Below are 24846 nucleotides of genomic sequence, written 5' to 3'. Positions count from 1 at the left end.
CACACATACGTTAAAAACGACGAATGCTAAGCCTTAAAATTGTAGCTTATATTTAAAGGGGTAATTGTAAAAGGTTAGGTTGATAAATGCACTTAATACTAGTAAATGCGATTAGAAAAGTAGATAAAACTACAACTAAACAAAAATGCAGTTTAATAAACTGCATTTTAAATAGTTCACTAATTAATCCTAGGTGTTTTCACTAAACTTTTCACTAGCACAATTCAGCGATTGCCATACGTCATCAGCTAGCGTGATAGTTTGCGCGTCGATCGATTGTCCAGACTGAACAAGAATCTTCTTACTAAACCCTGCCGCCTTTGCTGCTAACATGTCTGAGCCTTTATCGCCAAACATAATGCATTTTGATGGGTCCAGCCCGAGCTCTTTCACACCTTGCAATAGCATGCCTGGCTTAGGTTTTCTGCAATCACATTGCTGTTTATATTGTGCAACACCTTTAGTTGGGTGATGCGGGCAAAAGTAGACTTTACTGATTTCCACATTATGTTGTTTAAACTGCGCCACCATCCAATCGGTAAGCGTATGAAAATCTTGTTCGGTATAGTAACCGCGCCCAATACCTGACTGATTTGTTACAATCACAATTTTGTAGCCTGCGGCCTGAAATAACTGACATGCCTCAAATACACCAGCAATAAATTCAAAATCATCAATTTTATAAACATAGGCGTGGTCAACGTTAACAACACCATCTCTATCAAGAAAAACAGCCTTATCACTCATTACAATGCCTTTTCGTTTACAACACGGTCAAACATCTCTTTAACGCTGTCTACGCTAATTTGGTGCATTAGATCTTTGCCTTTTACACGTGTACCCCATGGCAATTGGGTTGCTGTTTTGCCGGTTTGCTTTTTTAGATTTTGATGATAAACCTCAACCACATAATCTTGGTATAAATAAGGGCCGGTGCGTGCCGGATTCGAATGTGCATATAGCCCAATCACCGGTGTGCCCATAGTCACCGCCATATGTGCAGGGCCAGTATCTGGCGCAATAACAAGAGAAGCGTTTTCTAACACACATAACAATTGTTTTAAGTTTGTTTTGCCAACAAGGTTTAGTGCTGTTGATTTCATCGCATTTTCAATTTGCTTTGCAAGTGTGACCTCGAGCTCTGTAGGGCCACCCGTTATAACAATACTAAATCCTTGCTGCACCGCATAATCCGCTATTTCGGCATAGCGCTCCGGTAACCAATTGCGCTCAGCTTTACTTGCAGCAGGCGAAAGCACCAATACTTTATCCCCAAGTGGCGATAATGTTTCTTTTGCGTAGCTGCGGTCGTCTTCACTTACAGGCATCTGCCACGATGGTTCATAATGCGGCACACCTATGGCTTTTGCGAAACCACGAAAACCCTCGAGTACATGAGCTTCTTTTTCAGCTGCAATACGGTGGTTGGTAAATAAAAAGTGCCCTTCTTTAGCGCGGTTCCAGTCAAATCCAACTTTTACTTTTGCAGTAATAACACGCGCCGCTAAATTGGCACGCAGCGCAACTTGCATGTGTAATAACACATCAAACTTACGCCCTTTAAAATGTTCTTTAAGTGAGTGATAAGCCGCTTTGCCTTGTTTTTTATCAAAAACAACCAGCTCAACTCCCGGTAAATCAGCTAATAACATCGCCTCTATTTTTCCAACAACCCATGTAATTTTAGCGTTTGGATAATGACGCTGAATTGCCTGCACCGTGGAAACGGCATGACATACATCACCGATTGCTGAAAGACGTAAAATACAAATATCGTTGAACGGCCCTTGTAAGCTCAAAATTTACCTAAAAACATATAAATAGATGCGTGCAGTTTAACGTAAATTAAAACTTGGTATAATCCCTTTTTGCACGCAATTACTATTTAGTTTAAATCGCCATGCTGTCATTTCAAAAACACGGTTCAGCCACGATCATTACTCCAAGCAATTTGGAGGGCGCGTTCGATCCTAATTTATTTGATGTTGAATATTTGAGCCGTAATGATTTGATTAGCGCCAAAAAACGTGGCCGTGCAACAACTTACTTTTTTGATTGTGGTAACACAACGGGTGTACTTCGCCATTACTGGCGTGGCGGCTTAATTGGTAAACTATTGTCTGACCAATACCTGTATTTAGGCTTTGAAAACACAAGAACATACCAAGAGTTCAAGTTATTAGTAGAGCTTGAAGCTATTGGCCTACCCGTACCTAAACCGATTGCTGCTAAGGTAGTAAAATCGGGGGTAATCTATCGTGGAGATATCATTACTGAGGCACTACCACACTCGCAAAGCCTGCTCGATATCCTAAAAACCCGATCAATAAGTCAAAAAGAGCTTGCTGACTGTGCAAAAACAATTGCCGATTTTCATAATCACGGCGTTAATCATGCCGACCTTAATATCAATAATATTTTAATTAGTGATGGACGCGTTTTCTTAATTGATTTTGACCGTGGCACTCGCGCCGCATTCAACCCACAAGAAGCGCAAAGTAATATTACACGCCTAAAGCGCTCATTTGATAAAGAAGCTAATCGCAACGCACAATTTTATTGGTTAGAAAAGGATTGGCAGGTATTTATTGAAGTGTATAACAGCGCACTAAAAACAGCTTAGTGCGCCAATAAAGAGGTGGTTACTAGCTATCGCTTTGAATTTTATGAATAACGTTCGATGTTGAGCAACCATTCACAAACTCCAGCACCTCAACTTGACCACCGCTTGCAAGTACAAAATCAGCGCCTGCAATTTCCGACACTTTATAATCGCCGCCTTTCACCAGAACATCTGGCTTTACAAGTTCAATCAGCTTAGCTGGAGTATCATTTTCAGCTTCAGAACCAAACGGGATCACCCAATCGACTGATGCTAACGCACTGATTACGGTGGCACGCTCATCAAGTGGATTAATAGGTCGCGTTGGCCCTTTTAAACGGCTAATCGACTCGTCATTGTTTAAACCCACTACTAACTTATCGCCACGCGCTTTAGCTTGCGCCAAGTAGCGCACATGCCCTGCGTGTAAAATATCAAAGCAGCCATTGGTAAAGACAATTTTTTCGCCGCGCTGACGAGCAAGCTCAATATGATGCAGTACTTCTTGTGCTGGCGCTTGGTACTGCTCGCCGGTGTCACGTAAATATTGCGTTAGTTTAGCGCTTAACTCTTCTGGTGATACGGTGGCAGCACCCAATTTTGCAACTACTAAACCAGCTGCAATATTTGCGATTTCAACAGCTTGCGCTGCTGGCATGCCTGTATTTAACATTACCGCCAATGTTGCGATTACCGTATCACCGGCACCCGTTACATCTGACACTTCTAATACTTGCGCTGCAAAATCGTGTTTATCATTCGGCGTAATTAACGACATACCTTGCTCTGAACGCGTTAGCAGCATGCTACCTAAACCACACTCAGCAATAATATCGCGCGCACTTTGCGTGATGGTTGCCTCATCACCTACAACACCACCAGCTGCTTTAAACTCTGTAAGATTTGGCGTAATAAAATCCGCGCCACGGTAATCTGCCAGCTGTTTTGACTTCGGGTCAACTAAAACCGTTTTGCCTGCGTCTTTTGCAACGGCAATCATATCCGCAATTAAATGCAGTGAGCCTTTGTTGTAGTCAGAAAATACCACTAGGTCAAAATCGTTAATCAGGGTTTTAAGCTGCTCAAGCAAAAGCTGTGAATGGGCTTCACTAAAACGCTCTTCTAGATCTAAGCGCACGACTTGTTGGTGACGACTAATCACACGCATTTTTGCGATTGTTGGCGCTTCTGACTGGCGAATAAGCTGAGAATCAATGTTCTCTGACTTTAGTAACGCCTCAAGACTTTGTCCGTTATCATCATCGCCGATAATGCCAAGCAAACTTACCTTGCCATCAAGGTGTGCGATATTTTTTGCAACGTTTGCCGCACCACCGGCTTTATCTTCAAGACCACTGACTTTTACCACTGGCACCGGCGCCTCAGGTGAAATACGCCCAGTATCTCCATGCCAGTAACGATCTAACATTACATCGCCAACAACTAAAATTTTGCTGTTTGATAACTGATTAAAATACGATAAATCCATAATCTACACTTAGCTCTTTTCGGCAACTAGCATATCAACTGCTTCACACAACCAATGGCCAATAAACATATGCGCTTCTTGAATACGCGCAGTTTCATCGTTTGCAATAATAATTGGTAAACGTGCGATGTCTTTTACCTTACCGCCATCACGACCGGTTAATGCTACCGTGTAGGCACCAATTTTGTTTGCTGCTTCTAGTGCGAGATTAATATTGGCACTGGTGCCTGAAGTTGTTAAACCAATCACTAAATCTTCTGGTTTACAAAGTGCCTGAACTTGGCGTTCAAATACCGTATCAAAGTGATAGTCATTAGCATGCGCGGTTAAAATTGACGTATCCGTTGTAAGTGCAATGGATGCTAAAGGACCACGTTCATTCTTATAACGCACTACAAACTCAGCGGCTAAATGTTGCGAGTCGGCTGCACTGCCGCCATTACCAAACCAAATTACTTTGCCGCCTTTATCTAAGGTTTCTTGGCAAGCTTGTAGCAGTAATAGTGATTGTTGTTGGTATTGCTCCATAATAGCAAACACTTTGCGGTGACGTTCTAAGCTTGCTAAGTATGAGTTTGTAATCGCTTCCATAGGTCTTTGTTTATTGCATCTATAAATAGTTAACTTCATTTTATAACGAATCGTCTTAAAATGGCGAGGCTTGTTAACCAATCTTAACAAATGGCTTTGTTAAACTTTTAAGAATCTTTAAATTTACTACCCTTGCAGCAGGGTTGTTTGTTACAATTCCCGTTCATGCGCAGGGAGATTTAAGTGCATCAAAGCAAGCATTCAACCACAACTCAAATACAAGTTCCTGAACTGACTCTCAAAAAAGGCAGTAAAGTACTGTACATGACTCACCTTGCATTAGGTGATTATGTCTATCAGGGCGCGTTTCTAAAAGCCCTATCAAAGCAGTACCCTGATGTGCAAATTGACGTGTGGATTGATGATTGTCGCAATAAGAAAAAATCTTGGCATTCAGGCAGGAATTCTACTTTGCAGCAGTGGCTAGCAAAAGAAAACCACCTAAATACCATATACCCCATTGCCAGTAGTAACGAGCACAGAGAACAATTAATCGCTGATGCAAAAAATCAGCAGTATCATTTTATTGTATTTGTTGCCACTACACGCGCACCGGCCTATTTAAAAGTGGCACAGGCTATCAACGCAAATGCCACCATAGTTGGCACTGAGCCTAAAAGCCTTTTGTCGCGTTTGTTTTATCGCAACCAGTACAAATCATTAAGTACTACAATTGCACTGTCTGAATTAGCTACCAGCCAGCACATTAGTGATTTTTATAACCATATTTTTTCTCGCCTGTTTGCTGTGTCGCTTGACGAACAACAGCGCTCTCGCGAAATTTTGGTCACAAACTCATTGGGTGAACAAGGCAAACAACAAATTAACGCATGGCGTAACTCTAAGAACTTAAGTAATGGGCCGACTATTTTCATTAATCATATTTCGACTAATGAAAAACGTGACTGGCAACTATCGCAATTAGCTGAATTAACAGCAAAACTAACTGAAAAGTCACCTAATACACTGTTTGTGTTAAACGCACCGCCACATAAATTTGATGAAGTTTCTAACTGGTGTGCACAGCAAACAAACATTGCTGTAGAAGCATTTTCAGCAACTAAGGATTTCTTTGAGCTGCCGAGTGTTATGCAAGCCTGCGACTTAGTGATTTCTGTTGAAACTGCGATTATGCATATCGCAAGCAGCTTATCACTGCCACAAATCGCATTGATCAGAGAGTCGGCATCAAGCTGGCGCCCACTTAAGGCTAATTCAGTTCTTGAAGGGAAAAAGCGAGTTGATAATATTGCTGCTTCGGAAGTCGTCGTTGCTGCTGAGAATATTCTGAAGTTGGCCTAGTGCGAGCTCTAGGCCATAATCAATGGTTACCAAAACATGGTTACAGATAAATAACCATAACTTTCATCGTAAACGTTTTTCCCACCCATTAAACTAGTTTCAACACGGTAATCACCGACTTTACGACTGTTAAGCACAGATAACGAATAAGCGCGCTGATACTCGTCGCTGTCGTTATTTTGCGTGCTTAGCTTAAACTGCCAAGAGCTCAATACCGATTCAAAATAGTCATAATTAATGGTGTGTACATCAGCTGGTACACCATCGCCGAAATTACGATTATCAGCAGCAAAATGACCAAATGCGAAACCTTCATTAGTATTACCATTTTTATATAAGTGGTGAACGTACCAAAGTGTATTCCACTTGTTATATTCATATCTTAATGAAGAGTTGTTAGTTAATTTTGGTAAGTACGTACCAAATGAAATGGTTTGATTGCCAAATTTAAAATTGCTGCCATGCAAGGTATCTTCAGCACCATATTCTGCGTAAATTTCAATTGGTGTTACCCAATCAAAATAAACGCTAGAGGTAAACGAGATCATTTGGTCACCAAATTCATCGTCTGTGCTCAAGTCATTATCAGCATTATCGTTACCTGATGGGTCAAAAAATGCTTTAAAGATATCACTGATATCCGTCTCACGCGGACCACCACCAAACTGCATCACACGGTTAAAGCCTATTTTCCAGCCGTGTAGCGGTTCAATTGAACCATGCATACCAACAAGTTCAGGGCTACCGTCGTGCCATTCACCTTGATACTGAATACCATTTTTCACTTCATCAAGTTCGGTATAAAACAATTCAAAATCGAGGTTCCACCAGTTATTAAGCGGCTCAACCGTGCCTAGTGAAATACTCATTGGCATTTGTGCGTTATTCGACATAATTTGCGCCGAATTTTTAAATGGTGAATACCAATGATCTCTGTAACCAATATCAAGCTGTAGGTTTGCTGCAGCCATGCTCAATGTCGAATTATAAGCGACTAAGTCTTGACCTTTAACGCGGTAATCTACGCCTATTTGTGCCAACATAAAGTCATTAGGGCGCCAAATACCTTCGAAAAAACCTTGCGCATATTCATCGGTTGTTAAACCGCGCTGGTTAGCAATCGGCATCGTATCACCGCTGCTTGCTGTAGTTCGTAGACCATAACGGCTAATTTTGTCTTCACCACGATAACGTTTCAGCTCACCCACTAAGTAACGATACAATCTACTATCTTTTTGTTTTAGTTTCCTAAGTGCAAGGTCGACTTCACTTAACGCATACGGCTTATGCATAGGCGTACCACTGGTAAGTGCAAACATGCGATCAAGTTGGGTTTCTAAGTGGGCGTCTATGCCCAAAGGCAAATATACAGTAGGTTTTGCAGCACTTTCTGTTGCAACAAATGCCCCTGCAATAATAAGTAAATTACTGAGTTTCATAGGCGAAGTCGTTATAGAATTATCCATTCATGATAACAAAACGCCATCACATAGCGCAGCAAAAATTGTATAAATATGTTATAACTCGCCGCTCTATCTCGTGAGGTCGATATGGCACGCATCATTTACAGTTTTGTTTTATATCTTTTATCGCCGCTGGTGTTTTTGCACTTATGGTTACGCGGAAAAAAAGCGCCTGAATATCGTAAACGTTGGGCTGAACGTCTTGGTTTTTATGATGATAATTTAAAGCCAAACAGCTTGATGATTCACTGCGCGTCTGTCGGTGAGTTAATGGCCGCAAGTAAATTAATTAACACATTAAAACAGACTCACCTTGTCACTATAACCTGCAATACACCTACGGGCTCAGCGGAAATAAAAAAGCAATTTAAAGACAGCGTGCAACATGTGTATTTGCCACTTGATTTTCCTGGCGCTGTTTCACGTTTTATAAAACAATTAAAACCAAAAGCCGTTGTTATTTTAGAAACTGAGCTTTGGCCAAATTTGATTATTAAAGCAAGTAAACATGGCATACCAGTGTGTGTTATTAATGCGCGTTTATCTGAAAAATCGCAAAAAGGCTATGAGCGCATAAAGCCTTTAAGCAAACAAATCATGCATAACATTGGCTTGCTAGCAGCGCATAATAAAGACGATTCGGCTCGTTTTTTAGCTCTCGGTTTAAACCCCAAAAATGCGCATGTGACTGGCTCGATTAAGTTTGATATTACGCTAAATAATGAAATAACAAACAACGTAGCAAAGTTTCAATCTGAGCTTACAACACATGATTTTATTTGGGTTGCAGGTTCAACTCATCCTAACGAACATGAACAGGTTATTGCTGCACATTTATCACTGTTAGAGCAACAGCCAAACGCCCTACTGATTATCGCTCCGCGCCATCCTGAGCAATTTGCCAAAGTAGCAGCCTATTTAACACAACAAAATATTAGTTTTAGCCAACGCAGTAAAGCGCCACACAATGGGCAAGCAGTACTACTCGCAGATACCATGGGGGAAATGCTTACACTGTTTGGGGCCGCAAACATTGCTTTTATTGGCGGTAGTTTAATTGAGCGCGGCGGTCATAATCCGCTTGAGGCAGCGGCATTTGGTATTCCAATTATTACCGGACCAAGCTACACCAACTTTTTACATGTCTACCCGCAATTACTAGACAGTAATGCCTGCTTGTGTGTTGATAGTGCCGATGCGCTTTGTAAAAGCCTGCTTTCAATTGCAAACAACCCTAGCAAGCAAAAAGAACTAGGTGACAATGCGTTAGCTATATTGAATGCTAACAGTGGCGCGGTTAAACGCACAATAACGCTTATCGAAAACGAGATTTCTCATGACATTATCACCGATTGTACAAACTAAAAACTGGGTTAGCCGCGTTATTGTTGGGTATAACTTTTGCCCTTTTGCCAAAAAAGAAGTGGTAAACAATACAATTAACTATGTAGATAGCAAAACAAAGTCGCATGAAGATGCGGTAATTGAAATGCTCTCATTAATACAAGAAATGCGTGAAAACGACGATATTGAAACCTGTTTACATATTTTTAGCGAAGGCTTTCAAAATTTTGACGATTTTTTAGATTTGGTTGATTTAGCCAATGCGATGTTGGTATCAAGCGGTTATGAAGGCTTTATTCAAATCGCCAATTTCCACCCAGACTATGTATTTGCCGATAGTGATGAGCAAGATGCAGCAAACTACACCAACAGAGCACCTTATCCTACATTACATTTAATAAGAGAAGCTTCAATGGCAAGGGTACTTGATATTCACCCTGATCCGGAAGGTATTCCAGAGACGAACATTAATCTCGCGCGAGAAAAAGGTATCGCGTTTTGGCAGCAACTGTTAACGCACTGCCAAAAAGACCGTTAAGCAACCGCCTGTTCAACGTCAAGTTGCTTATTAATGTATTCTTGTTGTAATTCTTTTAGCTGATCTAAGCCTGCGCCTTTGGCGTAAGGCTTAAACAGTAATATAACTTTAACAATACCACCAAAAATATCCTGTTTTGACAAACGACCATCTTCGCTATGCGCTTTTACATAAGGCGTCCAAAAACTCACGGTTAGTTTCACCATATGTGCAAGTTCAACGATATCGCTGTCATCAATCTCAATCACTTCGGCGTATTTTAGCCCCGCAATAACCGCCGCTACTTGTTCTAACAGTTGTGCTTGCTGTTCTAAATATTGCGCTTTAAGCTCATTATCGCGGCTTAAAATATCGGTTAAGTTGTTATAAAAGAAGTTAAAACGCCACATTAATTCAACCAGTGAATCAAGGTAACCGGCGAGTTGTTCCATTACATCTTGGTTTTTATCCATTGGGATAAAATTATCTTTAAGGTGATTTTTATAAAGGCTAAAGATATTGCGTAAAATGTCTTCTTTATTTTTAAAGTGATAATACAAGTTACCTGGGCTAATGCCCATTTCTGATGCGATATGGTTGGTTGTTATCGCACGCTCTCCATGGTGGTTAAACAGTGCAATGCTTGTTTGAATTATCTTATCCTTGGTACTCATAAATATCCTATTATGCCTAACGTTAATACCGCGCAGTATAAACAATCTAGTGTTGAATACCAATTGGCAAAATGTCTCGCGTGGCGATTGGTATTCCAATTAAAGCTTGATAAAATGCCAGCATCATCACTAAGTTACCAAAACCATGAAAGTAAAAGCGATTTATCCTGGAACCTTTGATCCAATCACAAATGGCCACACAGATTTAGTAGCGCGCGCCGCTAAAATGTTCGACGAAGTAATTTTAGCCGTTGCACACAACCCAAATAAAAAGCCATTTTTTGAATTAGAACAACGTGTTGAAATCGCAAAATCTATTTTGTCACACCTAGATAACGTAACGGTAATTGGTTTTTCTGGCTTACTTGCTGATTTAGCGAGAGAACAAAATTCACAGGTATTAGTGCGCGGTTTACGTGCTGTATCGGATTTTGAATTTGAATTTCAATTAGCCAATATGAACCGCCGACTTAATAAAGAGCTTGAAACCGTGTTTTTAACACCTGCTGAGAAAAACTCATTTATTTCATCAAGCCTAGTAAAAGAAGTGGCAATTCATGGTGGTGATGTTCATGAATTTGTAGACCCTATTGTCGTAAACGCCCTTAAGGAAAAGTTGGCAAAATGAAGTTAAGCCATATTACTGCATCATGTAGTTTAGTTTTTGCAGCAAACGTTTTTGCTGAGCCTTGGATTGGCACCGATGACCCGTTTTTACGCGCCGCGATTGAGCAATTAGTGAGTGAGGGCGCGATTAAGCGTCCGGTTAATAGCTATCCGCTTATGTGGCAAGGAATTGCGCAAGATTTATCAATGATCAATCGCACTAAGCTATCTGATGATGGTATTTTCGCACTTCGTAAAGTGCAACATGCACTTAAAGCTGCAAAATCAGGTTCTTATTCATCAGTTAAAGTAAGTGGTAACAGTGAGCCAAGCAACTTACAAAGTTTTGGCGAACGCAATAAGCGTAAAGGTAACATTCAAGGCACCTCAGTACTAATGGGTGACAGAGTGACTGCAAAAGTATCTATTGGCTATAGCAAAGATGCCACCAGCCAAAAGGAACTCAACTATGACGGTTCTTATTTGGCGGTTTTATACGGCAATTGGAGCGTCAGTGTTGAGCAAATTAATAAATGGTTTGGACCAAGTAACGATAACGCGTTGTTACTCTCAAACAACGCCGACCCAATGCCGGGACTACGCCTTAGCCGTTTAAATACCGATTACTATGGACCGAGTTTTCTCTCATTTATTGGTCCGTGGAATTTTTCAGCCTTTGTTGGTCAAGATAAGTACCTCAAAAACGATGACAAAGACACCCTATTTTGGGCTATGCGCTTTTCATCAACCCCGATTACAGGTTTAGAGGTAGGCGTAAACCAAACTGCGCAATTTGATAGTCCAGATACAGATCATGGCTTTGGTGCGCTATCAGATGTCATACTGACCAAGAATAAGCTCGATAACAATGGGGTTAATGAATATAACCAATTAACCAGCATTGATATTAAATACAGTACTCGACTGTTTAATCAGTCTATTGCACTTTACGGTGAATATGCTGGTACCAATGAGCTAAGCTTTTTACCTGAAGATACCATGTACACATTAGGCGCTGAACACTTTTTTGGTGGCCAAGATTTCTTAGTTAAAAACTATATTGAATACTCAGATACGATTTCAAACTGTCGTTATATTGCGACCTTGAGCCATTGCCAATATCAGCACCCGTATTATGAGCAAGGGTACGCGCACTTAGGTGAAAATATCGCAGCAAGTATCGGTCAGAATGTTAAAGGCGTGAGTTTATCAAGCAACTACCAAACTACAAATGGCTATGCTGGATTTGTAAAACTGCGTCATATGGATTTTGAAAAACTTGATACAAAGCGCTTGCAACTAGAGGTGGGTTATCAGCAAGGGTTATTTGACGGTTTGCTAAAGCTAAAAGCGACAACCTGGCGCGATAAATTTGCTAATAATTCGGATACAGAATTCGCACTAAGTGGCAGTTGGGAATATCGTTTTTAATCTATGTATTTAGAACAAAATGGAAATGGAACTAACGAAAAGCGTTTAAGCTTGAAGTATAACTTGTGACAAACGCTTTTCTTTTTGGGTTTCAATAAAACCTTCTTTTTTAGCAATGACTTTATCGCGAATAAAGCGAGCTAAACGCACTAAACCAAGCCAATCTCGACCCACAATTAAAGTAATAACCATCACATAATCAACAATATTGACGCCAAACGAGTATAAGGTCCAAAACCACCAAGGCTCTTGATTAGCCAAGACTTGAATATCAACCCACATTAAATAGAACATTAAACCATTCAAGGAAAGGCCAAGATAAACGTAATATGATGCGCGATGGAGCTTAATTTTAAAAAGTTTATGTACTAAAAAAATGGTTGCAATAGTGAAGATATCTTGAGCCATCCATTGTAAATAAACACGCGTAGTTGTATCAAACTCGAATATATGGTCGCTGATAAAATAGGACATGAACACAACTAAAGCTGAAATAATTATTGAGTAACTATCTTTAAACCCGACAACCTTGCCAAATACATTAAACAAAAAGGCAATTAAAAAGCCCCATGTCATAAATGAGCCCCAAAAGTGGGCAGAAAGCGCCTCAAAAAACATTCATGTCCTTTAACGGATTAGTCTTCCTCGCGTTTAGTGATAACGGCACCACCACCGCGATTTAATTCAGGAGTCATACCAAGTGCCTCCGCCGAGAAAGTTACCTTATCATTTTGCAGGGTGTTTTGTGAAGACTCTGATTTAACAGTATTTGTTTGAGTGTTTTGCATTTGTGCATATTGCATAGCATTTAAGCTGTTTGTACCGTTAATTTGCATTTTTCTATTCCTTATAAAACTAATTTTCAAAGATGACCTAAGCGTCCTTTTTATTCTTTTTGTAGTCCTAACATGCTTAGGTGCCTTTAGCTGTCATTTTTCTGACAACTAAACATCAGGTGCACAAATTTAGCAATTAGCGATCCATAAATGCGAATTACTCTCAATATACGAATAAAGGGTTAAATTTACTGTTTTATATAACAATAAAATCAAATTGAATAACAACTGCAATCTAAATAGCACCATCTCTATTGAGTAAAGTACAAAAAGTGTAAAACGTAAAAAAGCACAACAGCATAACTGTTGTGCTTTTAATGGCGATTAAATTTGAAATGGATTTAGGCTACATTGCGACAATCGATACGCAACGAATTTGGCCGTGCAATCAAATAGTCCATAGCAACCTCATCACAGTTATCTTTTCTGAGGCACAACTCACAATCTTTCATCACCTTTTCAGGTAATTGAGATTTATGGCTGTCAGCAAAACCTAACTTACTAAAAAAACCAGGCACACGAGTCAGCACGATAATGCGCCCTAGCGCCAACTTACCACCTTTTTCAATTAGGTGATTTACCAACGCTCGTCCCTGCCCTTTCACATTCGATTCAGGATTAACTCCTAACGAACGAATTTCAGCAAGGCCTGTATCGTAAATATATAGCGATGCACAACCTGTCACTTTACCGTTGACTTCCGTTACTGCAAATTCATTGATGCTGTGGATCATATCGCTTTTTGCGCGCGGTAGGTTTTCACCTTCGCGCGCCCAATACTGAATAAGTTCAGCAATTGCTTCCACATCATTAAGCGTGGCATCTCTTACCGTAAATTCAGCGTTTTTTTTTGCGTTGCTAATGGCAAATTGAACTTGCGTCGGCGATGTACCACCAAGTGCTAAACGCGCATCTAAACACGCTTGTAGTTCAAGCACTGGGTACACATCTTCTGCGATTACATCGCAAACTGCTTTAAACTGCGCTAGTGATAAATCTTCAAGGTTTTTACCCTCTGAAATTGCCACTTGTACCAGTTCACCAACAATGTGATGACCTTCACGGAACGGAATACCTTTGGCAACTAAGTAATCTGCAAGCTCTGTGGCATTAGCATGGCCACCTTGTGCCGCAGCTTTGGTTTTCTCTGCATTAACCTTAACACCTTTAATGCAAGCTTCAGCCATATGAATACAAGCAAGCCAAGTTGGCATTGCATCAAAAAGCCCTTCTTTGTCCTCTTGCATATCTTTATTATACGCAAGCGGCAATGCTTTTAAGGTCATCATCATGGCGCTAAAGGCGCCAAATACACGGCCAGTTTTACCCCGAATAAGTTCTAGCGCATCTGGGTTTTTCTTTTGCGGCATCAGGCTTGAGCCAGACGTCACACTGTCTGCCAGTTCAATAAAGCCTGCTTCACCCGAATTATAGAAGATCATATCTTCTGCAAGGCGTGATAAGTGCATCATTGAAATTGACGCACAGCTTAAAAGCTCTACCACAAAATCACGGTCCGACACGGCATCAAGGCTATTACGGCTTGCTCTATCAAAACCTAAATTAGCAGCCAGTTGTTCACGGTCGATGGCATAGGCAGTACCTGCCAGCGCGCCGGAACCTAGCGGACAGACATTAATGCGGCTAAGCGCACTTTCTAAACGCGCTTCATCGCGCTCTAGCATTTCAAAATATGCCATACACCAATGACTAAACAACACAGGTTGCGCACGCTGTAGATGAGTATACCCAAGTAGCACGGTACCAAACTCTTTTTCCGCAAGGGTGACTAAGGCATTTTTTAATGACGCTATGGCCGCAAGTAATTGCTTCGCAGTTTTTCGGCTCCATAAGCGAAAATCAGTAGCTACTTGGTCATTTCGGCTACGACCTGTGTGCAGCTTTTTACCAAGATCGCCCACTTTTTCAATTAGCTTTGCCTCTACATACGAGTGAATATCCTCATCCCCAGCCGTTGCAATTGCATTTGGGTTTTGCTGAACTTCATGTAAAAGTTCGTTTAAACCTGCTACTAATTTTTGATGTTCGTCCGCTGTTAACACATCAACTTGTTGTAACGCACCAGCCCAAGCCACAGAACCAATAATGTCTTCTTCTGCCATTTGATAATCAAATGGCAGTGAGTCATTAAATTGCTTAAATGCGTGATCTGGTCCCGAAGAAAAACGTCCGCCCCACAGTGCCATAACTCTATCCTCTCACTAATTATCGGCAAGATTACTTGTTATTCATTGCAGAAATTCTACTGCTTAATGAAAATAGACGAATAAAGCCTTCTGCATGTGATTGGTCGTACACATCATCTTCACCAAACGTTGCAAAGTCTTCACTATATAACGAGTTTTCAGACTGCTTTTGAACTGCGGTAACTTGGCCTTTATAAAGCTTTAATACCACTTCGCCGGTTGCAAGAGTCGAAAACGCTTCTGCTGCAGCTAAAATTGAATCTTTTAGTGGCGTAAACCAACGACCGTCATAAACAAGGTGCGAGAACTCATTCGCTAAAGTGTCTTTCCACTTGCGGCTGGTTTTATCAAGCACTAACTCATCAATCGCTTGAAGTGCCGCCATAATTACAGTGCCTCCAGGTGTTTCATAACAACCACGCGACTTCATACCTACTAAACGATTTTCAACGATATCAACACGCCCAATACCATGAAGTGCTGCAACTTCGTTTAGCGTAGTGAGTACTTGAAACGGTGACATTTGCTCACCATTTACCGCAACTACTTCACCATTTTTAACACTAAGCTGAACAAATTGTGACTCATTTGGCGCTTGCTCTGGCGAGTTTGTCCATGTCCATACTTGATCGCTCGGTTGACACCACGGATCTTCAAGCTCACCACCTTCGTGTGAGATGTGCCACGCGTTTGCATCACGACTGTAAATTTTAGTCGCCGACGCTGAACACGGAATATTACGCTCAGCAAGATAATCAAGTAATGATTCACGGCTTGATAAATCCCATTCACGCCAAGGCGCTATTACTTTTAAATCGGGTGCAAGAGCTGCAAAGCAGCTTTCAAAACGTACTTGATCATTCCCCTTACCGGTACAGCCGTGAGAAAGTGCATCAGCACCTACTTTACGCGCAACTTCAACTTGTGCTTTAGCAATGATAGGACGCGCCATTGACGTACCTAGTAAGTATGTACCTTCGTAAATTGCGCCAGTTTTAAGCGTTGGATAAATATAATCGGCAACTAACTCGTCTTTTAAATCAACGATATGACACTCAGATGCGCCCGATGCAATTGCTTTTGCTTCTACGCCTTCTAACTCTTCAGCGCCTTGGCCTACATCGGCAACGAATGCCACTACTTCACAGTTATAGTTTTCTTTTAACCATGGCACGATAGCCGATGTATCAAGACCACCTGAGTATGCTAGTACAACTTTTTTAATAGAACTCATGTTACCGATTCCTTACACAAAATTTGGGTTTAATAAACTTACAAGCAGAGCATTTTGCGCATGCATACGATTTTCAGCTTGTTGTATTATGAATGATTTTTCACCGTCCATTACCTCAGAGGTAATCTCAAATTCACGGTGCGCTGGTTGACAATGAAGCACACTTGATGCGCCTGTCATATCAAGCAGTTTTTGATTAATTTGGTACGGCATGTACTTTTCTTTGACCAGCTCTAATGGTGTGTTATCGCCCATTGATACCCAAGTATCGGCATAGAGTGCATTCGACCCAACTGCAGCTTCTACGCGGTCACTTACCGAGACCGATGCGCCATTTTGTGCTGCTATTGCTTCAGCTTGTTTTACAATTTGTGCATCAGGTGATGCGCCTTTAGGGCATACCGCAACAAAGTCAGTACCTAAGCTTGCTGCTAACAGCATTAGTGAGTGCGTAACATTGTTACCTTCACCTAAATAAGCCAATTTTAGTTGGCTTACGTCGCCGTAAATTTCAGTCAATGTCAAAAAGTCAGCGAGTGCTTGGCATGGGTGATATAAATCACACAAACTATTTACAACCGGCACAGACGAAAATTCGCTAAGCGTAGTTAATGTGCTATGCGCCATTACACGCGCCACAATGCCATCCGCCCACGTGGAAATATTCAAGGCAAAATCTTTTACCGATTCACGCTGCCCCATAGCACCGTTTTGCTGGTCAAGATAAACCGCATGACCACCGAGTTTGTTAATGCCGATATCAAACGACAGGCGAGTACGTAAACTTGGTTTTTCAAATAGCGTAACAACCGATTTCCCTTTAAGAGCATCGGCAAAATCCATTGGGTTATTTTTAATTTGTAATGCTAAGTTAAGTAATTTTAAGTTGGCTTCTTTGTTTAGCTCTAAGCCCGTAATAAATTGTTGAGTCATCGTTTTTCCTATGGCGTAATCTTGGTTCCCACATGCTCACCATTGAGCAATGCGATTAAGTTATCTGGCTTTTGCCAGCTCGAGATATACACGCCACGTCGTAAATGTTGAGCAGCTTGCAAGCTGGTATTTACTTTTACCTGCATGCCGCCTTTAATGACTCCCTCTTCGATTAATGTGCTGATATCAGCACTTGATAACTGATGTAACGGATTAAGCTTGTGATCTAATACAGCTTCTACATCTGTCATAAAAACAAGCTCCGCATCAAGCAATTGAGCGATACCAGCTGCTGCTTCATCGGCGTTTACGTTGTACCAATTTCCTTCTAAGTCAAAACCAATCGAGCTCACAATTGGAAAACACCCCGCATTTAGCAATGATTTAAGAATACTGGCATCGTTTTCAATGCAGGTACCGACTTGGCCAAGGGCTTTTAGCTTTTGTTCACTAACAAGACCCGCTTCATAAAGGCTTAAACCAACAGGCTTAAAACCATTACTAATTGCCGCGCCCATTAATTGCTTATTTGCACAGCCCGCAAGCGCACCAACAATGTAAGGCATTTGTTCACGCGGACTAATACGCAGACCAAGGTGCTTTGACGTAACAAAGCCCGCATCGCTTAACCAGCTATCTACTAATGAGCCACCGCCATGCACTAAAATAAATTTGTCTTTTGGCTTTTGATGCAGCACATCAATTAACGCTTTTGCAGCGTCAATATTATTTAATACCGCGCCACCTAGCTTAATTACCCAATTAGCCATGATTCACTCCTTGAAAGCCAGTATGAGCAGGCAGTCCTAAAGTTAAATTAATACATTGCAGTGCTTGACCTGACGCGCCTTTAAGTAAATTATCAATCGCAGAAATAACAATGAGTTGTTCACCCTGTAACTGCCAACCAATATCAACAAACGGCGTGTTCTCAACACCTTTAATTGATGGAATAACATCACCAAGTAAGCGAATTAAAGGCTCATCAGCAAGCACTTGATATGACTCTGCAATTTGCTTTGCAGTCGTGCCTGGTTTTACTTTGACATAGATAGTTTCAAGAATACCGCGCTTAAAATTACCTAAATGCGGTGTGAACAACACCTTGTGGTCAAGGTATTTTTCAATTTCAGGGCCGTGTCTATGATTAAATAAACCGTACGGTTTTAGGCTCACTTCGCAAAAATGCGTTGCCACATTGGCTTTACGCCCAGCGCCAGTAACACCAGAAACCGCATTGATAATCACAGAATCATCAGTAAGTAAGCCGGCTTGTTTTAATGGTTTAAGCGCATTTAGTGCAGCGGTTGGGTAACAACCAGGTACTGCTACTAACTGTGCATTTTTGATTTGATCTTTTTGCCATTCAACAAGACCATAAACAGCTTGTTCTAATAGCTCAGGGCTAGTGTGTTTAAAGCCATAATAGGTTTCATAGTCATCATTTGATGACAGGCGAAAGCCTCCAGATAAATCAAATACTTTTTTGCCCATTGCTAAAAACTGAGGGGCAAGTTCGACACTGACTGAATGTTCTGTGCATAGGCAAATGGCATCGGCATTTTGTTCGATTACTGAAAATGCCTCACTATTTAACGGCGCTATTTCACCTGCAACAATGCCATTTAGTTCAGGGTAAAGACTAGCAAGCGATTTACCTTTATCTAAGCTATTTTCAGACACATACATACCCACTAACTTTAGTGAGTTATGTAGAGAGATTAATTTGGCAAGCTCAGCACCTGAGTAACCGCTTGCACCAACGATAACGATATTCATATTTTTTCCAAAAAACTATTAAGGGTATAAAGACAAGTTTTCAAAAAGTGTTATCGTCGTAAAATTGAGTTCTGCATGCTGTTAGTCTCGGTACTAATTATTTCAAAATAATGAATTGAAATGCAGAATAAACCAATGTAAATTTATATTCAACTTTTTTGCATAATTATTTATTAAATATTTTGAGGTAATCATGTCGCAATTACACTTTCTTGATATGTATGGTGCACTTATTGCTGCACCGTCGATTAGCGCAACGGTGCCATCACTCGACATGAGTAACCGCGAAGTCATCAATTTATTGGCAACTTGGTGTGAATCACTTGGCTTTGCAGTCGAAATTACAGAACTTGATAATAATCTGGGAAAATACAATTTAGCGGCAAAGTTAGGTACGGGTGAAGGCGGTTTAATGCTGGCAGGACATACAGACACAGTGCCATTTGACGATAGTCGTTGGCAATTCGACCCGTTCAAATTAAGCGAACAAGACAATAAGTTTTATGGCTTAGGCAGTATCGATATGAAAGGCTTTTTTGCTTTTGTTTTAAATGCATTACAAGAAATAGATAACGATACTGGACTCGCTAATCTAAAACAGCCTATTACAATTTTAGCGACCGCAGATGAAGAAACTACAATGGCTGGCGCAATTGAAATCGCCAAACAGAATAAACTAAAGCCGGCTCGTTGTATTATTGGTGAACCTACCGACATGGTGCCTGTTTATACTCATAAAGGACATATGTCGACGGCAATTCGTGTAACAGGTAAAGCAGGTCATAGCTCTGATCCTGATGCGGGTTTAAACGCGATAGAAGTCATGCAGCTTGTGATTAGCCAGCTATTAAAACTAAAAGAAGACATAAAGAATAAATATTCACTAACAGATTTTAAAATACCCTACCCAACTTTAAACCTTGGACACATCCATGGTGGTGACAATGCCAACCGCATTTGTGGTTGTTGCGAGTTACATATTGATATGCGCCCAATTCCCGGCATTAGTATTCCAGAACTTCAAGCAATGCTGTTGCAGGCGGTAGCGCCGATAAATGATCAATATCCAAACGCGGTGGCGGTACATGATTTGCACGAACCTATTCCTGCGTTTTCAGGCAGCACCGATAGCAGTTTAGTAAAGCTTGCTGAAAAGCTGTCTGGTGAAAAAGCACAAGCAGTAAACTATTGCACCGAAGCGCCTTTTTTACAACAACTCGGTTGCGAAACAATCGTAATGGGTCCAGGCTCAATACAACAAGCCCACCAACCCGATGAATTTTTAGCGATGGAAAAAATAAAACCAAGCCAAGAGATGATTAAGCAGCTTATTGTCGCATCCTGTTTCTAAAGCCCCTCGCCTTGCTCATGCAGCTTAATAAAGGCGTTAAAGATCAGCTCATCAATATCACAAAATGGTGAGCTGTCGATGACACCCGTTATCAACTCAATAGGGCTATCATGGTGCACGTCAAAATCAACGTCATTCATTTGCGTGATCAAACAATCAAGTAGCTCTTGCGTATTGTGTTTGTCCGCATTACTTAGTAGCGCAACAAATCCATTTTCATCATAACGGGCGATTAAATCAGTCGCTCTAAATGTGGTTTTGTAAAGTTCAGCTGTTGTCTTTAAAATAGTCGTATACTTCTGTCGATCATGACGATAACTAAGCAGCCCTTTCATAAACAAATACACTACCGAAACTTTAAGATTTAATTTTTGACACACCTTTAAACTAATCGGCGCTAATAACTTAAAACCAACTTTGTTTGATAACCCTGTTACGGGGTCTGTGGTATTTGGTAATTTATTTACTAACTCAAGTTCCACAAGTATCGCAAGCTCTTTCAATAAGGCAATATCGTCTGTATTAAAATTACGAGGTTTGCTATCAATAATGCACAAGGTACCCAAACGGCATCCATTTTCATGCTCAAGAGGGATCCCCGCATAAAAGCGAATATTTGGCTCGCCCTGTACCAACGGGTTATCTGCAAAACGCTCATCCGCTAAAGTATCTGTTACAACCAATGCTTGCTCACTTAAAATCGCATGGCCGCAAAAGGAAATATCTCGCGGTGTTTCACTTGCCGTTAAACCAACACAAGACTTAAACCACTGTCGTTCTTTATCAACTAATGATACCAATGCGATAGGTACGTTAAACATTTTAGCTGCAATTTGCGTAACTCTATCGAGCCTTTGCTCAGGCGGTGTATCGAGCACATTTAAGCTTTGTAGGGTTTTAATTCTTGTATTTTCATTGGCTGGTAAATCGGGGGTTAGCATAGTGAACTCTCATATTGCATTACACACAGTATAGGCAACATTGAATTAAATGCGGTGTTCGCAAACAGCTAATTGAAACATTTACTTTTAGCACGCTCGTGCTATTATCACACCAATAATAGCACGAGCGTACTTTTATGAGTAAAGGTCAAGAAACAAAACAGCAGATCCTCGCAACCGCGTTAAAAATTGCTACACAGTCAAGCTTAGACAACCTCACTATTGGCGGCCTTGCAGTTGCCACAGGCATGTCAAAATCGGGCTTGTTTTCGCATTTCAAATCAAAAGAAACGCTGCAATTAAATGTACTAACATTCGCCAATGAACTTTTTCAAAGCACGGTTATTCAGCCAATCAACCGCGAGCTTGATCCTCTTGGTCAATTACTTAGCTTGTGTGAGAACTGGCTAGATTGGTATGAAAACCAAGCAAAAACCTGCATTTTTATCTCCGCGGCAGTGGAATTTGATGACCAACCCGGCGCTATACACGACCGAGTTAAGCAAGATCTTGCAAATTGGCTTGGCTATTTAACTCACAAAGTTACGCAAGTGATAAGTGCTGGGCAATTCAAACAAAACGTAAGCGCAGAGCAATTTGTGTTTGAACTCTACGCACTTTATTTGGGCAGCCAAAGCATGTCGTGGCTAGGTGTTGAAGACGCTGAGCATAGCCGTTTTAAAACAGCCCTAAACCAATTAATTGAGCGCCACCGCGCAGAGGAATCTGTATGAGCAGTAAAATCTATTTTTCATCATCGGCAAAAAGAAAACCGCTTGCCTATTATTTGATTAAAGCGGCATCGACTACCGCGCTTAAAATTGCTCCAAAGTTTGCCTTTAATCAAACGAGAAAATTACTGTTAACGCCGGTAAAAAACCGTAAAAGAACAACATTGTCAGCTCAGTTTACGCAACAAAAACTAGCAACCGAGCACGGTGACTTACACCTTACCTCAATTGGTGAAGGTCCTGCTGTTGTTTTTACCCATGGCTGGTCTGGTAGTAGCCGCCAATTTTTACCACTTATGGAGAAAGTAGCGGCAAGTGGTTTTAAAGCGATGGCATTTGATCATTACGGTCATGGTGAAAGCGATGGTAAGTTTGCTAATTTACCGCTTTTTATTAAAGGGTTAAAATCTGTAATGGCAAGCATTGAGCAGCCCAAAGCAATTGTCAGTCATTCTATGGGAACAATTGCAGCGCTTAATGTGAGTAAAGATGTACCTCATTTTTTAATTGCGCCTACCTTTGGCTTTTACGACTCTTTTGAAGAACGTATTTTAAATACGGGCATTCATCAACACTTATTTAGTGGCGTGCTAAAAAGTGTTGAAGATGAACACGATATGCGTTTTGGTGAGATTTTGCCTGAATTACACGTTGCAGGTCACGCCCACCCGATTCATATTATTCACGACCAAAAAGACCGATTTGCGAAGTTTGAACTAACCAACCAGCAAGCAAGTCAGCACAGTCATATCAACTTAAAAGCTGTTAATAAACTTGGTCACGGTCGCATTATAAATTCTGAAGAAACTTGGCAGTTTATGAAGCAAAGTTTATTCGCTTAGCGCAATAAGTGTACCTTCAATAGAACGTACATACGCCAAATTTTTACCTTCCATTTCATGCGGTGCAGAAAGTGGTTCTGCGCCTGCATCTACCGCTTTTGCAAATGCTAAATTAATGTCATCAACCTTTAAGACTAACTCAAAACCAAGTGCAGGTTGTTTTGGCTGCGCGCGAATATAACTCTGCTTAAAGTGAGATTGCGCTAAGGGATGCGCCGCGAAGGCAATACACGCACCTTGGAAGTCCAGCTCGCCATATTGCCCGTCTTCATCGAGCTGAGCCGTGCTGACGGCAAATGCTTGGAAGTAGAAATCTAACGTTTCTTCAACATTATCAACGTAGATAACTGTTTTTAAGTAATCCATTTATGACATGATGGTTAATTATTCTTATTGTCTAATTATTAGCACATAACTGCTGGTAATTGCAGCTATTTCCATCATCACATACGAAAAAAGCACCTATTCGGTGCTTTTTTCAACAAATCTAAAATTAAGGCTTTTTGCTATACATTTTAGAAATACGTTTGCGCTGTCGCTGCTGCGACAAGGTCATCTTATTAGTGCGACCTGCATACGGGTTATCGCCTTCTCTAAATTCAATCTTGATTGGCGTACCCATAACCTTAAGCGCTTTACGATAATAGTTCATCATATAACGCTTGTACGAATCAGGTAAGTCTTTAACTTGGTTACCGTGAATAACAATAATTGGCGGGTTGTATCCCCCTGCGTGCGCGTATTTTAACTTAACACGACGACCACGTACTAACGGTGGCTGGTGATCAGCTTGTGCCATATCCATAATACGGCGTAACATCGCAGTACTGATACGTTTTGTTGCCGATTCATAGGCTTCATCTACTGATTCAAATAAATGACCAACACCAGTACCGTGCAGCGCCGAGATAAAGTGAATACGCGCAAAATCAATAAAACCTAAACGACGATCGAGCTCTGATTTAATGCGATCTTTTACATCGGTATCCAAGCCATCCCACTTGTTTACCGCAATCACTAATGAACGACCCGCGTTAAGCGTATAGCCTAATAAGCTTAAGTCTTGATCACTAATACCTTCACGTGCATCAATTACCAGTAATACAACGTTTGCATCTTCAATCGCTTTCAGTGTTTTAATTACTGAGAACTTTTCTACAACGTCAGATACTTTTTTACGTTTACGCACACCTGCGGTGTCAATCAGTACGTACTCTTTCTCATTGCGTGTCATTGGAATATACACAGAGTCACGAGTGGTACCTGGCATATCGTATACAATAACGCGCTCTTCACCTAAAATACGGTTTGTAAGAGTTGATTTACCTACATTTGGACGACCAATGATCGCAAGCTTAACCGGTTTGTCTGAGTGCTCACCATCAACTTCTTCACCTTCGTTTTCATCATCGTAAAGTGAATCAACTAGATCATCTTCAAACTCTTCCGGGTTTGCTTCACGATACGCCTCAGCATATTCAGCAATTACCGGCTGTAGTGCCGTATCAAGTAATGATGTAATACCACGGCCATGAGCTGCAGCGATTTGATATACTTCGCCAAGTGCTAATTGGTAAAACTCAGCACAGTTTGAATCCGCATCAATACCATCAATCTTGTTGGCAACAACAAATACTTTCTTTTGCTGTTTACGTAAGTGATCTGCAATGCCAATATCAGATGCGGTTAAGCCCGCTCTAGCATCAACTAAGAACATTACAATATCGGCTTCTTCAATCGCTAACAGCGATTGCTCAGCCATTTCAGATTCAATGCCCTGCTCAGACCCGTCGATACCGCCAGTATCCACTAAAATGAACTCGTAATCTTCATAACTCGCCTGACCATATTTACGATCGCGTGTCAGACCCGGAAAGTCTGCCACAAGTGCATCACGCGTTCGCGTCAAGCGATTAAACAATGTTGATTTCCCAACATTAGGACGGCCCACAAGGGCAATCACAGGAAGCATA

25 protein-coding genes are annotated in these 24846 nt (G+C 41.0%); 9 read left to right on the top strand and 16 right to left on the bottom strand.

What is annotated here, in order from left to right:
- Nucleotides 1–189: 189 nt before the first annotated feature.
- Together gmhB and PSPO_RS03325 are read right to left on the bottom strand one after the other, a co-directional pair.
- Nucleotides 190–747, bottom strand: coding sequence for a D-glycero-beta-D-manno-heptose 1,7-bisphosphate 7-phosphatase (gene gmhB, locus PSPO_RS03330; protein WP_010560851.1), 558 nt, complete (start codon nucleotides 745–747; stop codon nucleotides 190–192).
- Nucleotides 747–1799 carry a glycosyltransferase family 9 protein gene (locus PSPO_RS03325; protein WP_010560852.1) on the bottom strand — a complete coding sequence of 351 codons (1053 nt, stop codon included), beginning with the start codon at nucleotides 1797–1799 and terminating at the stop codon, nucleotides 747–749. The genes gmhB and PSPO_RS03325 overlap by 1 nt, the downstream gene beginning before the upstream one ends.
- A 101-nt stretch (nucleotides 1800–1900) precedes the next feature.
- Here PSPO_RS03325 and PSPO_RS03320 point away from each other — a divergent pair, with 101 nt between their 5' ends.
- Nucleotides 1901–2623, top strand: coding sequence for a 3-deoxy-D-manno-octulosonic acid kinase (locus tag PSPO_RS03320; protein ID WP_010560853.1), 723 nt, complete (start codon nucleotides 1901–1903; stop codon nucleotides 2621–2623).
- 22 nt (nucleotides 2624–2645) lie between these two features.
- Here the strand turns inward: PSPO_RS03320 and hldE are convergent, their stop codons facing one another.
- Entirely contained in the window at nucleotides 2646–4091 is a 1446-nt protein-coding gene (gene hldE / locus PSPO_RS03315) for a bifunctional D-glycero-beta-D-manno-heptose-7-phosphate kinase/D-glycero-beta-D-manno-heptose 1-phosphate adenylyltransferase HldE (protein WP_010560854.1), read from the bottom strand.
- Nucleotides 4092–4100: 9 nt separating this feature from the next.
- Entirely contained in the window at nucleotides 4101–4682 is a 582-nt protein-coding gene (locus tag PSPO_RS03310; protein WP_010560855.1) for a D-sedoheptulose-7-phosphate isomerase, read from the bottom strand.
- A 183-nt stretch (nucleotides 4683–4865) separates the two neighbouring features.
- Between PSPO_RS03310 and PSPO_RS03305 the strand changes: the two genes are divergently transcribed.
- The gene (locus PSPO_RS03305; RefSeq protein WP_010560856.1) at nucleotides 4866–5984 is read left to right on the top strand and encodes a glycosyltransferase family 9 protein; all 1119 of its coding nucleotides are present in this window, start codon (nucleotides 4866–4868) and stop codon (nucleotides 5982–5984) included.
- A 26-nt stretch (nucleotides 5985–6010) separates the two neighbouring features.
- Here the strand turns inward: PSPO_RS03305 and PSPO_RS03300 are convergent, their stop codons facing one another.
- On the bottom strand, nucleotides 6011–7423 hold the full coding sequence (locus PSPO_RS03300; RefSeq protein WP_010560857.1) for a capsule assembly Wzi family protein: 1413 nt from the start codon (nucleotides 7421–7423) through the stop codon (nucleotides 6011–6013).
- Between the two features lie 111 nt (nucleotides 7424–7534).
- On the opposite strand from PSPO_RS03300, the gene waaA reads away from it, so the two are divergent.
- Together waaA and PSPO_RS03290 are read left to right on the top strand one after the other, a co-directional pair.
- Nucleotides 7535–8812: a lipid IV(A) 3-deoxy-D-manno-octulosonic acid transferase gene (waaA, locus tag PSPO_RS03295; protein ID WP_010560858.1), complete on the top strand. Its 1278-nt coding sequence runs from the start codon at nucleotides 7535–7537 to the stop codon at nucleotides 8810–8812.
- Nucleotides 8784–9329 carry a DUF1415 domain-containing protein gene (locus PSPO_RS03290; protein WP_010560859.1) on the top strand — a complete coding sequence of 182 codons (546 nt, stop codon included), beginning with the start codon at nucleotides 8784–8786 and terminating at the stop codon, nucleotides 9327–9329. Before waaA ends, PSPO_RS03290 begins: the two co-directional genes overlap by 29 nt.
- On the opposite strand, the gene PSPO_RS03285 is transcribed toward PSPO_RS03290, so the two are convergent.
- Nucleotides 9326–9982: a TetR/AcrR family transcriptional regulator gene (locus tag PSPO_RS03285; RefSeq protein WP_010560860.1), complete on the bottom strand. Its 657-nt coding sequence runs from the start codon at nucleotides 9980–9982 to the stop codon at nucleotides 9326–9328. The genes PSPO_RS03290 and PSPO_RS03285 overlap by 4 nt on opposite strands.
- 145 nt (nucleotides 9983–10127) lie before the next feature.
- Here PSPO_RS03285 and coaD point away from each other — a divergent pair, with 145 nt between their 5' ends.
- Both coaD and PSPO_RS03275 read left to right on the top strand, forming a co-directional pair.
- Entirely contained in the window at nucleotides 10128–10610 is a 483-nt protein-coding gene (coaD, locus tag PSPO_RS03280; protein WP_010560861.1) for a pantetheine-phosphate adenylyltransferase, read from the top strand.
- Nucleotides 10607–12019, top strand: coding sequence for a capsule assembly Wzi family protein (locus PSPO_RS03275; RefSeq protein ID WP_010560862.1), 1413 nt, complete (start codon nucleotides 10607–10609; stop codon nucleotides 12017–12019). The genes coaD and PSPO_RS03275 overlap by 4 nt, the downstream gene beginning before the upstream one ends.
- Nucleotides 12020–12064: 45 nt before the next feature.
- Here PSPO_RS03275 and PSPO_RS03270 read toward each other — a convergent pair whose 3' ends face one another.
- The 7 genes from PSPO_RS03270 to argC form a co-directional block, all read right to left on the bottom strand.
- Nucleotides 12065–12637, bottom strand: a complete 573-nt coding sequence (locus tag PSPO_RS03270; RefSeq protein ID WP_010560863.1) for a hypothetical protein — start codon at nucleotides 12635–12637, stop codon at nucleotides 12065–12067.
- 17 nt (nucleotides 12638–12654) lie between these two features.
- Complete coding sequence (locus tag PSPO_RS03265; RefSeq protein WP_010560864.1) at nucleotides 12655–12855, bottom strand: hypothetical protein; 201 nt, start codon at nucleotides 12853–12855, stop codon at nucleotides 12655–12657.
- Between the two features lie 341 nt (nucleotides 12856–13196).
- A complete protein-coding gene (argH, locus tag PSPO_RS03260) occupies nucleotides 13197–15062 on the bottom strand; it encodes an argininosuccinate lyase (RefSeq protein ID WP_010560865.1) in 1866 nt (621 codons plus the stop codon).
- Nucleotides 15063–15093: 31 nt separating this feature from the next.
- Complete coding sequence (locus PSPO_RS03255; protein WP_010560866.1) at nucleotides 15094–16296, bottom strand: argininosuccinate synthase; 1203 nt, start codon at nucleotides 16294–16296, stop codon at nucleotides 15094–15096.
- A gap of 12 nt (nucleotides 16297–16308) precedes the next feature.
- Nucleotides 16309–17229 carry an ornithine carbamoyltransferase gene (locus tag PSPO_RS03250; RefSeq protein WP_010560867.1) on the bottom strand — a complete coding sequence of 307 codons (921 nt, stop codon included), beginning with the start codon at nucleotides 17227–17229 and terminating at the stop codon, nucleotides 16309–16311.
- A gap of 8 nt (nucleotides 17230–17237) precedes the next feature.
- Entirely contained in the window at nucleotides 17238–17999 is a 762-nt protein-coding gene (gene argB, locus PSPO_RS03245) for an acetylglutamate kinase (RefSeq protein WP_010560868.1), read from the bottom strand.
- The gene (argC, locus tag PSPO_RS03240) at nucleotides 17992–19008 is read right to left on the bottom strand and encodes an N-acetyl-gamma-glutamyl-phosphate reductase (RefSeq protein ID WP_010560869.1); all 1017 of its coding nucleotides are present in this window, start codon (nucleotides 19006–19008) and stop codon (nucleotides 17992–17994) included. Before argC ends, argB begins: the two co-directional genes overlap by 8 nt.
- A 193-nt stretch (nucleotides 19009–19201) precedes the next feature.
- On the opposite strand from argC, the gene argE reads away from it, so the two are divergent.
- Nucleotides 19202–20359, top strand: coding sequence for an acetylornithine deacetylase (gene argE, locus PSPO_RS03235; RefSeq protein ID WP_010560870.1), 1158 nt, complete (start codon nucleotides 19202–19204; stop codon nucleotides 20357–20359).
- Here argE and PSPO_RS03230 read toward each other — a convergent pair.
- Nucleotides 20356–21300, bottom strand: coding sequence for a GAF domain-containing protein (locus tag PSPO_RS03230; protein ID WP_010560871.1), 945 nt, complete (start codon nucleotides 21298–21300; stop codon nucleotides 20356–20358). The genes argE and PSPO_RS03230 overlap by 4 nt on opposite strands.
- A 137-nt stretch (nucleotides 21301–21437) precedes the next feature.
- Between PSPO_RS03230 and PSPO_RS03225 the strand changes: the two genes are divergently transcribed.
- Together PSPO_RS03225 and PSPO_RS03220 are read left to right on the top strand one after the other, a co-directional pair.
- Entirely contained in the window at nucleotides 21438–22034 is a 597-nt protein-coding gene (locus PSPO_RS03225; RefSeq protein ID WP_010560872.1) for a TetR/AcrR family transcriptional regulator, read from the top strand.
- Nucleotides 22031–22873 (top strand): alpha/beta fold hydrolase, encoded by an 843-nt coding sequence (locus PSPO_RS03220; protein ID WP_010560873.1) that lies wholly within the window; start codon nucleotides 22031–22033, stop codon nucleotides 22871–22873. Before PSPO_RS03225 ends, PSPO_RS03220 begins: the two co-directional genes overlap by 4 nt.
- Here PSPO_RS03220 and PSPO_RS03215 read toward each other — a convergent pair.
- On the bottom strand, nucleotides 22862–23239 hold the full coding sequence (locus PSPO_RS03215; RefSeq protein ID WP_010560874.1) for a VOC family protein: 378 nt from the start codon (nucleotides 23237–23239) through the stop codon (nucleotides 22862–22864). The two genes, PSPO_RS03220 and PSPO_RS03215, sit on opposite strands and share 12 nt — an antisense overlap.
- A 127-nt stretch (nucleotides 23240–23366) precedes the next feature.
- Complete coding sequence (gene der / locus PSPO_RS03210) at nucleotides 23367–24845, bottom strand: ribosome biogenesis GTPase Der (protein WP_010560875.1); 1479 nt, start codon at nucleotides 24843–24845, stop codon at nucleotides 23367–23369.
- Between the last annotated feature and the right edge of the window lies 1 nt (nucleotide 24846).

Origin of the sequence: Pseudoalteromonas spongiae UST010723-006 (assembly GCF_000238255.3) — a bacterium.
GTDB classification, from domain to species: domain Bacteria; phylum Pseudomonadota; class Gammaproteobacteria; order Enterobacterales; family Alteromonadaceae; genus Pseudoalteromonas; species Pseudoalteromonas spongiae.
The sequence above is the reverse complement of the archived record's forward strand: the minus strand, read 5'-3'. Positions and strand labels throughout refer to the sequence as shown.

Coding starts and splice junctions, on each gene's coding strand:
- gmhB (WP_010560851.1), bottom strand. CDS start 747: ATGAGTGATAAGGCTGTTTTTCTTGATAGAGATGGTGTTGTTAACGTT.
- PSPO_RS03290 (WP_010560859.1), top strand. CDS start 8,784: ATGACATTATCACCGATTGTACAAACTAAAAACTGGGTTAGCCGCGTT.
- PSPO_RS03270 (WP_010560863.1), bottom strand. CDS start 12,637: ATGTTTTTTGAGGCGCTTTCTGCCCACTTTTGGGGCTCATTTATGACA.
- PSPO_RS03255 (WP_010560866.1), bottom strand. CDS start 16,296: ATGAGTTCTATTAAAAAAGTTGTACTAGCATACTCAGGTGGTCTTGAT.
- PSPO_RS03275 (WP_010560862.1), top strand. CDS start 10,607: ATGAAGTTAAGCCATATTACTGCATCATGTAGTTTAGTTTTTGCAGCA.
- PSPO_RS03215 (WP_010560874.1), bottom strand. CDS start 23,239: ATGGATTACTTAAAAACAGTTATCTACGTTGATAATGTTGAAGAAACG.
- der (WP_010560875.1), bottom strand. CDS start 24,845: ATGCTTCCTGTGATTGCCCTTGTGGGCCGTCCTAATGTTGGGAAATCA.
- PSPO_RS03320 (WP_010560853.1), top strand. CDS start 1,901: ATGCTGTCATTTCAAAAACACGGTTCAGCCACGATCATTACTCCAAGC.
- coaD (WP_010560861.1), top strand. CDS start 10,128: ATGAAAGTAAAAGCGATTTATCCTGGAACCTTTGATCCAATCACAAAT.
- PSPO_RS03230 (WP_010560871.1), bottom strand. CDS start 21,300: ATGCTAACCCCCGATTTACCAGCCAATGAAAATACAAGAATTAAAACC.
- PSPO_RS03220 (WP_010560873.1), top strand. CDS start 22,031: ATGAGCAGTAAAATCTATTTTTCATCATCGGCAAAAAGAAAACCGCTT.
- PSPO_RS03225 (WP_010560872.1), top strand. CDS start 21,438: ATGAGTAAAGGTCAAGAAACAAAACAGCAGATCCTCGCAACCGCGTTA.
- argE (WP_010560870.1), top strand. CDS start 19,202: ATGTCGCAATTACACTTTCTTGATATGTATGGTGCACTTATTGCTGCA.
- argH (WP_010560865.1), bottom strand. CDS start 15,062: ATGGCACTGTGGGGCGGACGTTTTTCTTCGGGACCAGATCACGCATTT.
- PSPO_RS03300 (WP_010560857.1), bottom strand. CDS start 7,423: ATGAAACTCAGTAATTTACTTATTATTGCAGGGGCATTTGTTGCAACA.
- PSPO_RS03250 (WP_010560867.1), bottom strand. CDS start 17,229: ATGACTCAACAATTTATTACGGGCTTAGAGCTAAACAAAGAAGCCAAC.
- PSPO_RS03285 (WP_010560860.1), bottom strand. CDS start 9,982: ATGAGTACCAAGGATAAGATAATTCAAACAAGCATTGCACTGTTTAAC.
- PSPO_RS03265 (WP_010560864.1), bottom strand. CDS start 12,855: ATGCAAATTAACGGTACAAACAGCTTAAATGCTATGCAATATGCACAA.
- PSPO_RS03310 (WP_010560855.1), bottom strand. CDS start 4,682: ATGGAAGCGATTACAAACTCATACTTAGCAAGCTTAGAACGTCACCGC.
- argC (WP_010560869.1), bottom strand. CDS start 19,008: ATGAATATCGTTATCGTTGGTGCAAGCGGTTACTCAGGTGCTGAGCTT.
- waaA (WP_010560858.1), top strand. CDS start 7,535: ATGGCACGCATCATTTACAGTTTTGTTTTATATCTTTTATCGCCGCTG.
- hldE (WP_010560854.1), bottom strand. CDS start 4,091: ATGGATTTATCGTATTTTAATCAGTTATCAAACAGCAAAATTTTAGTT.
- argB (WP_010560868.1), bottom strand. CDS start 17,999: ATGGCTAATTGGGTAATTAAGCTAGGTGGCGCGGTATTAAATAATATT.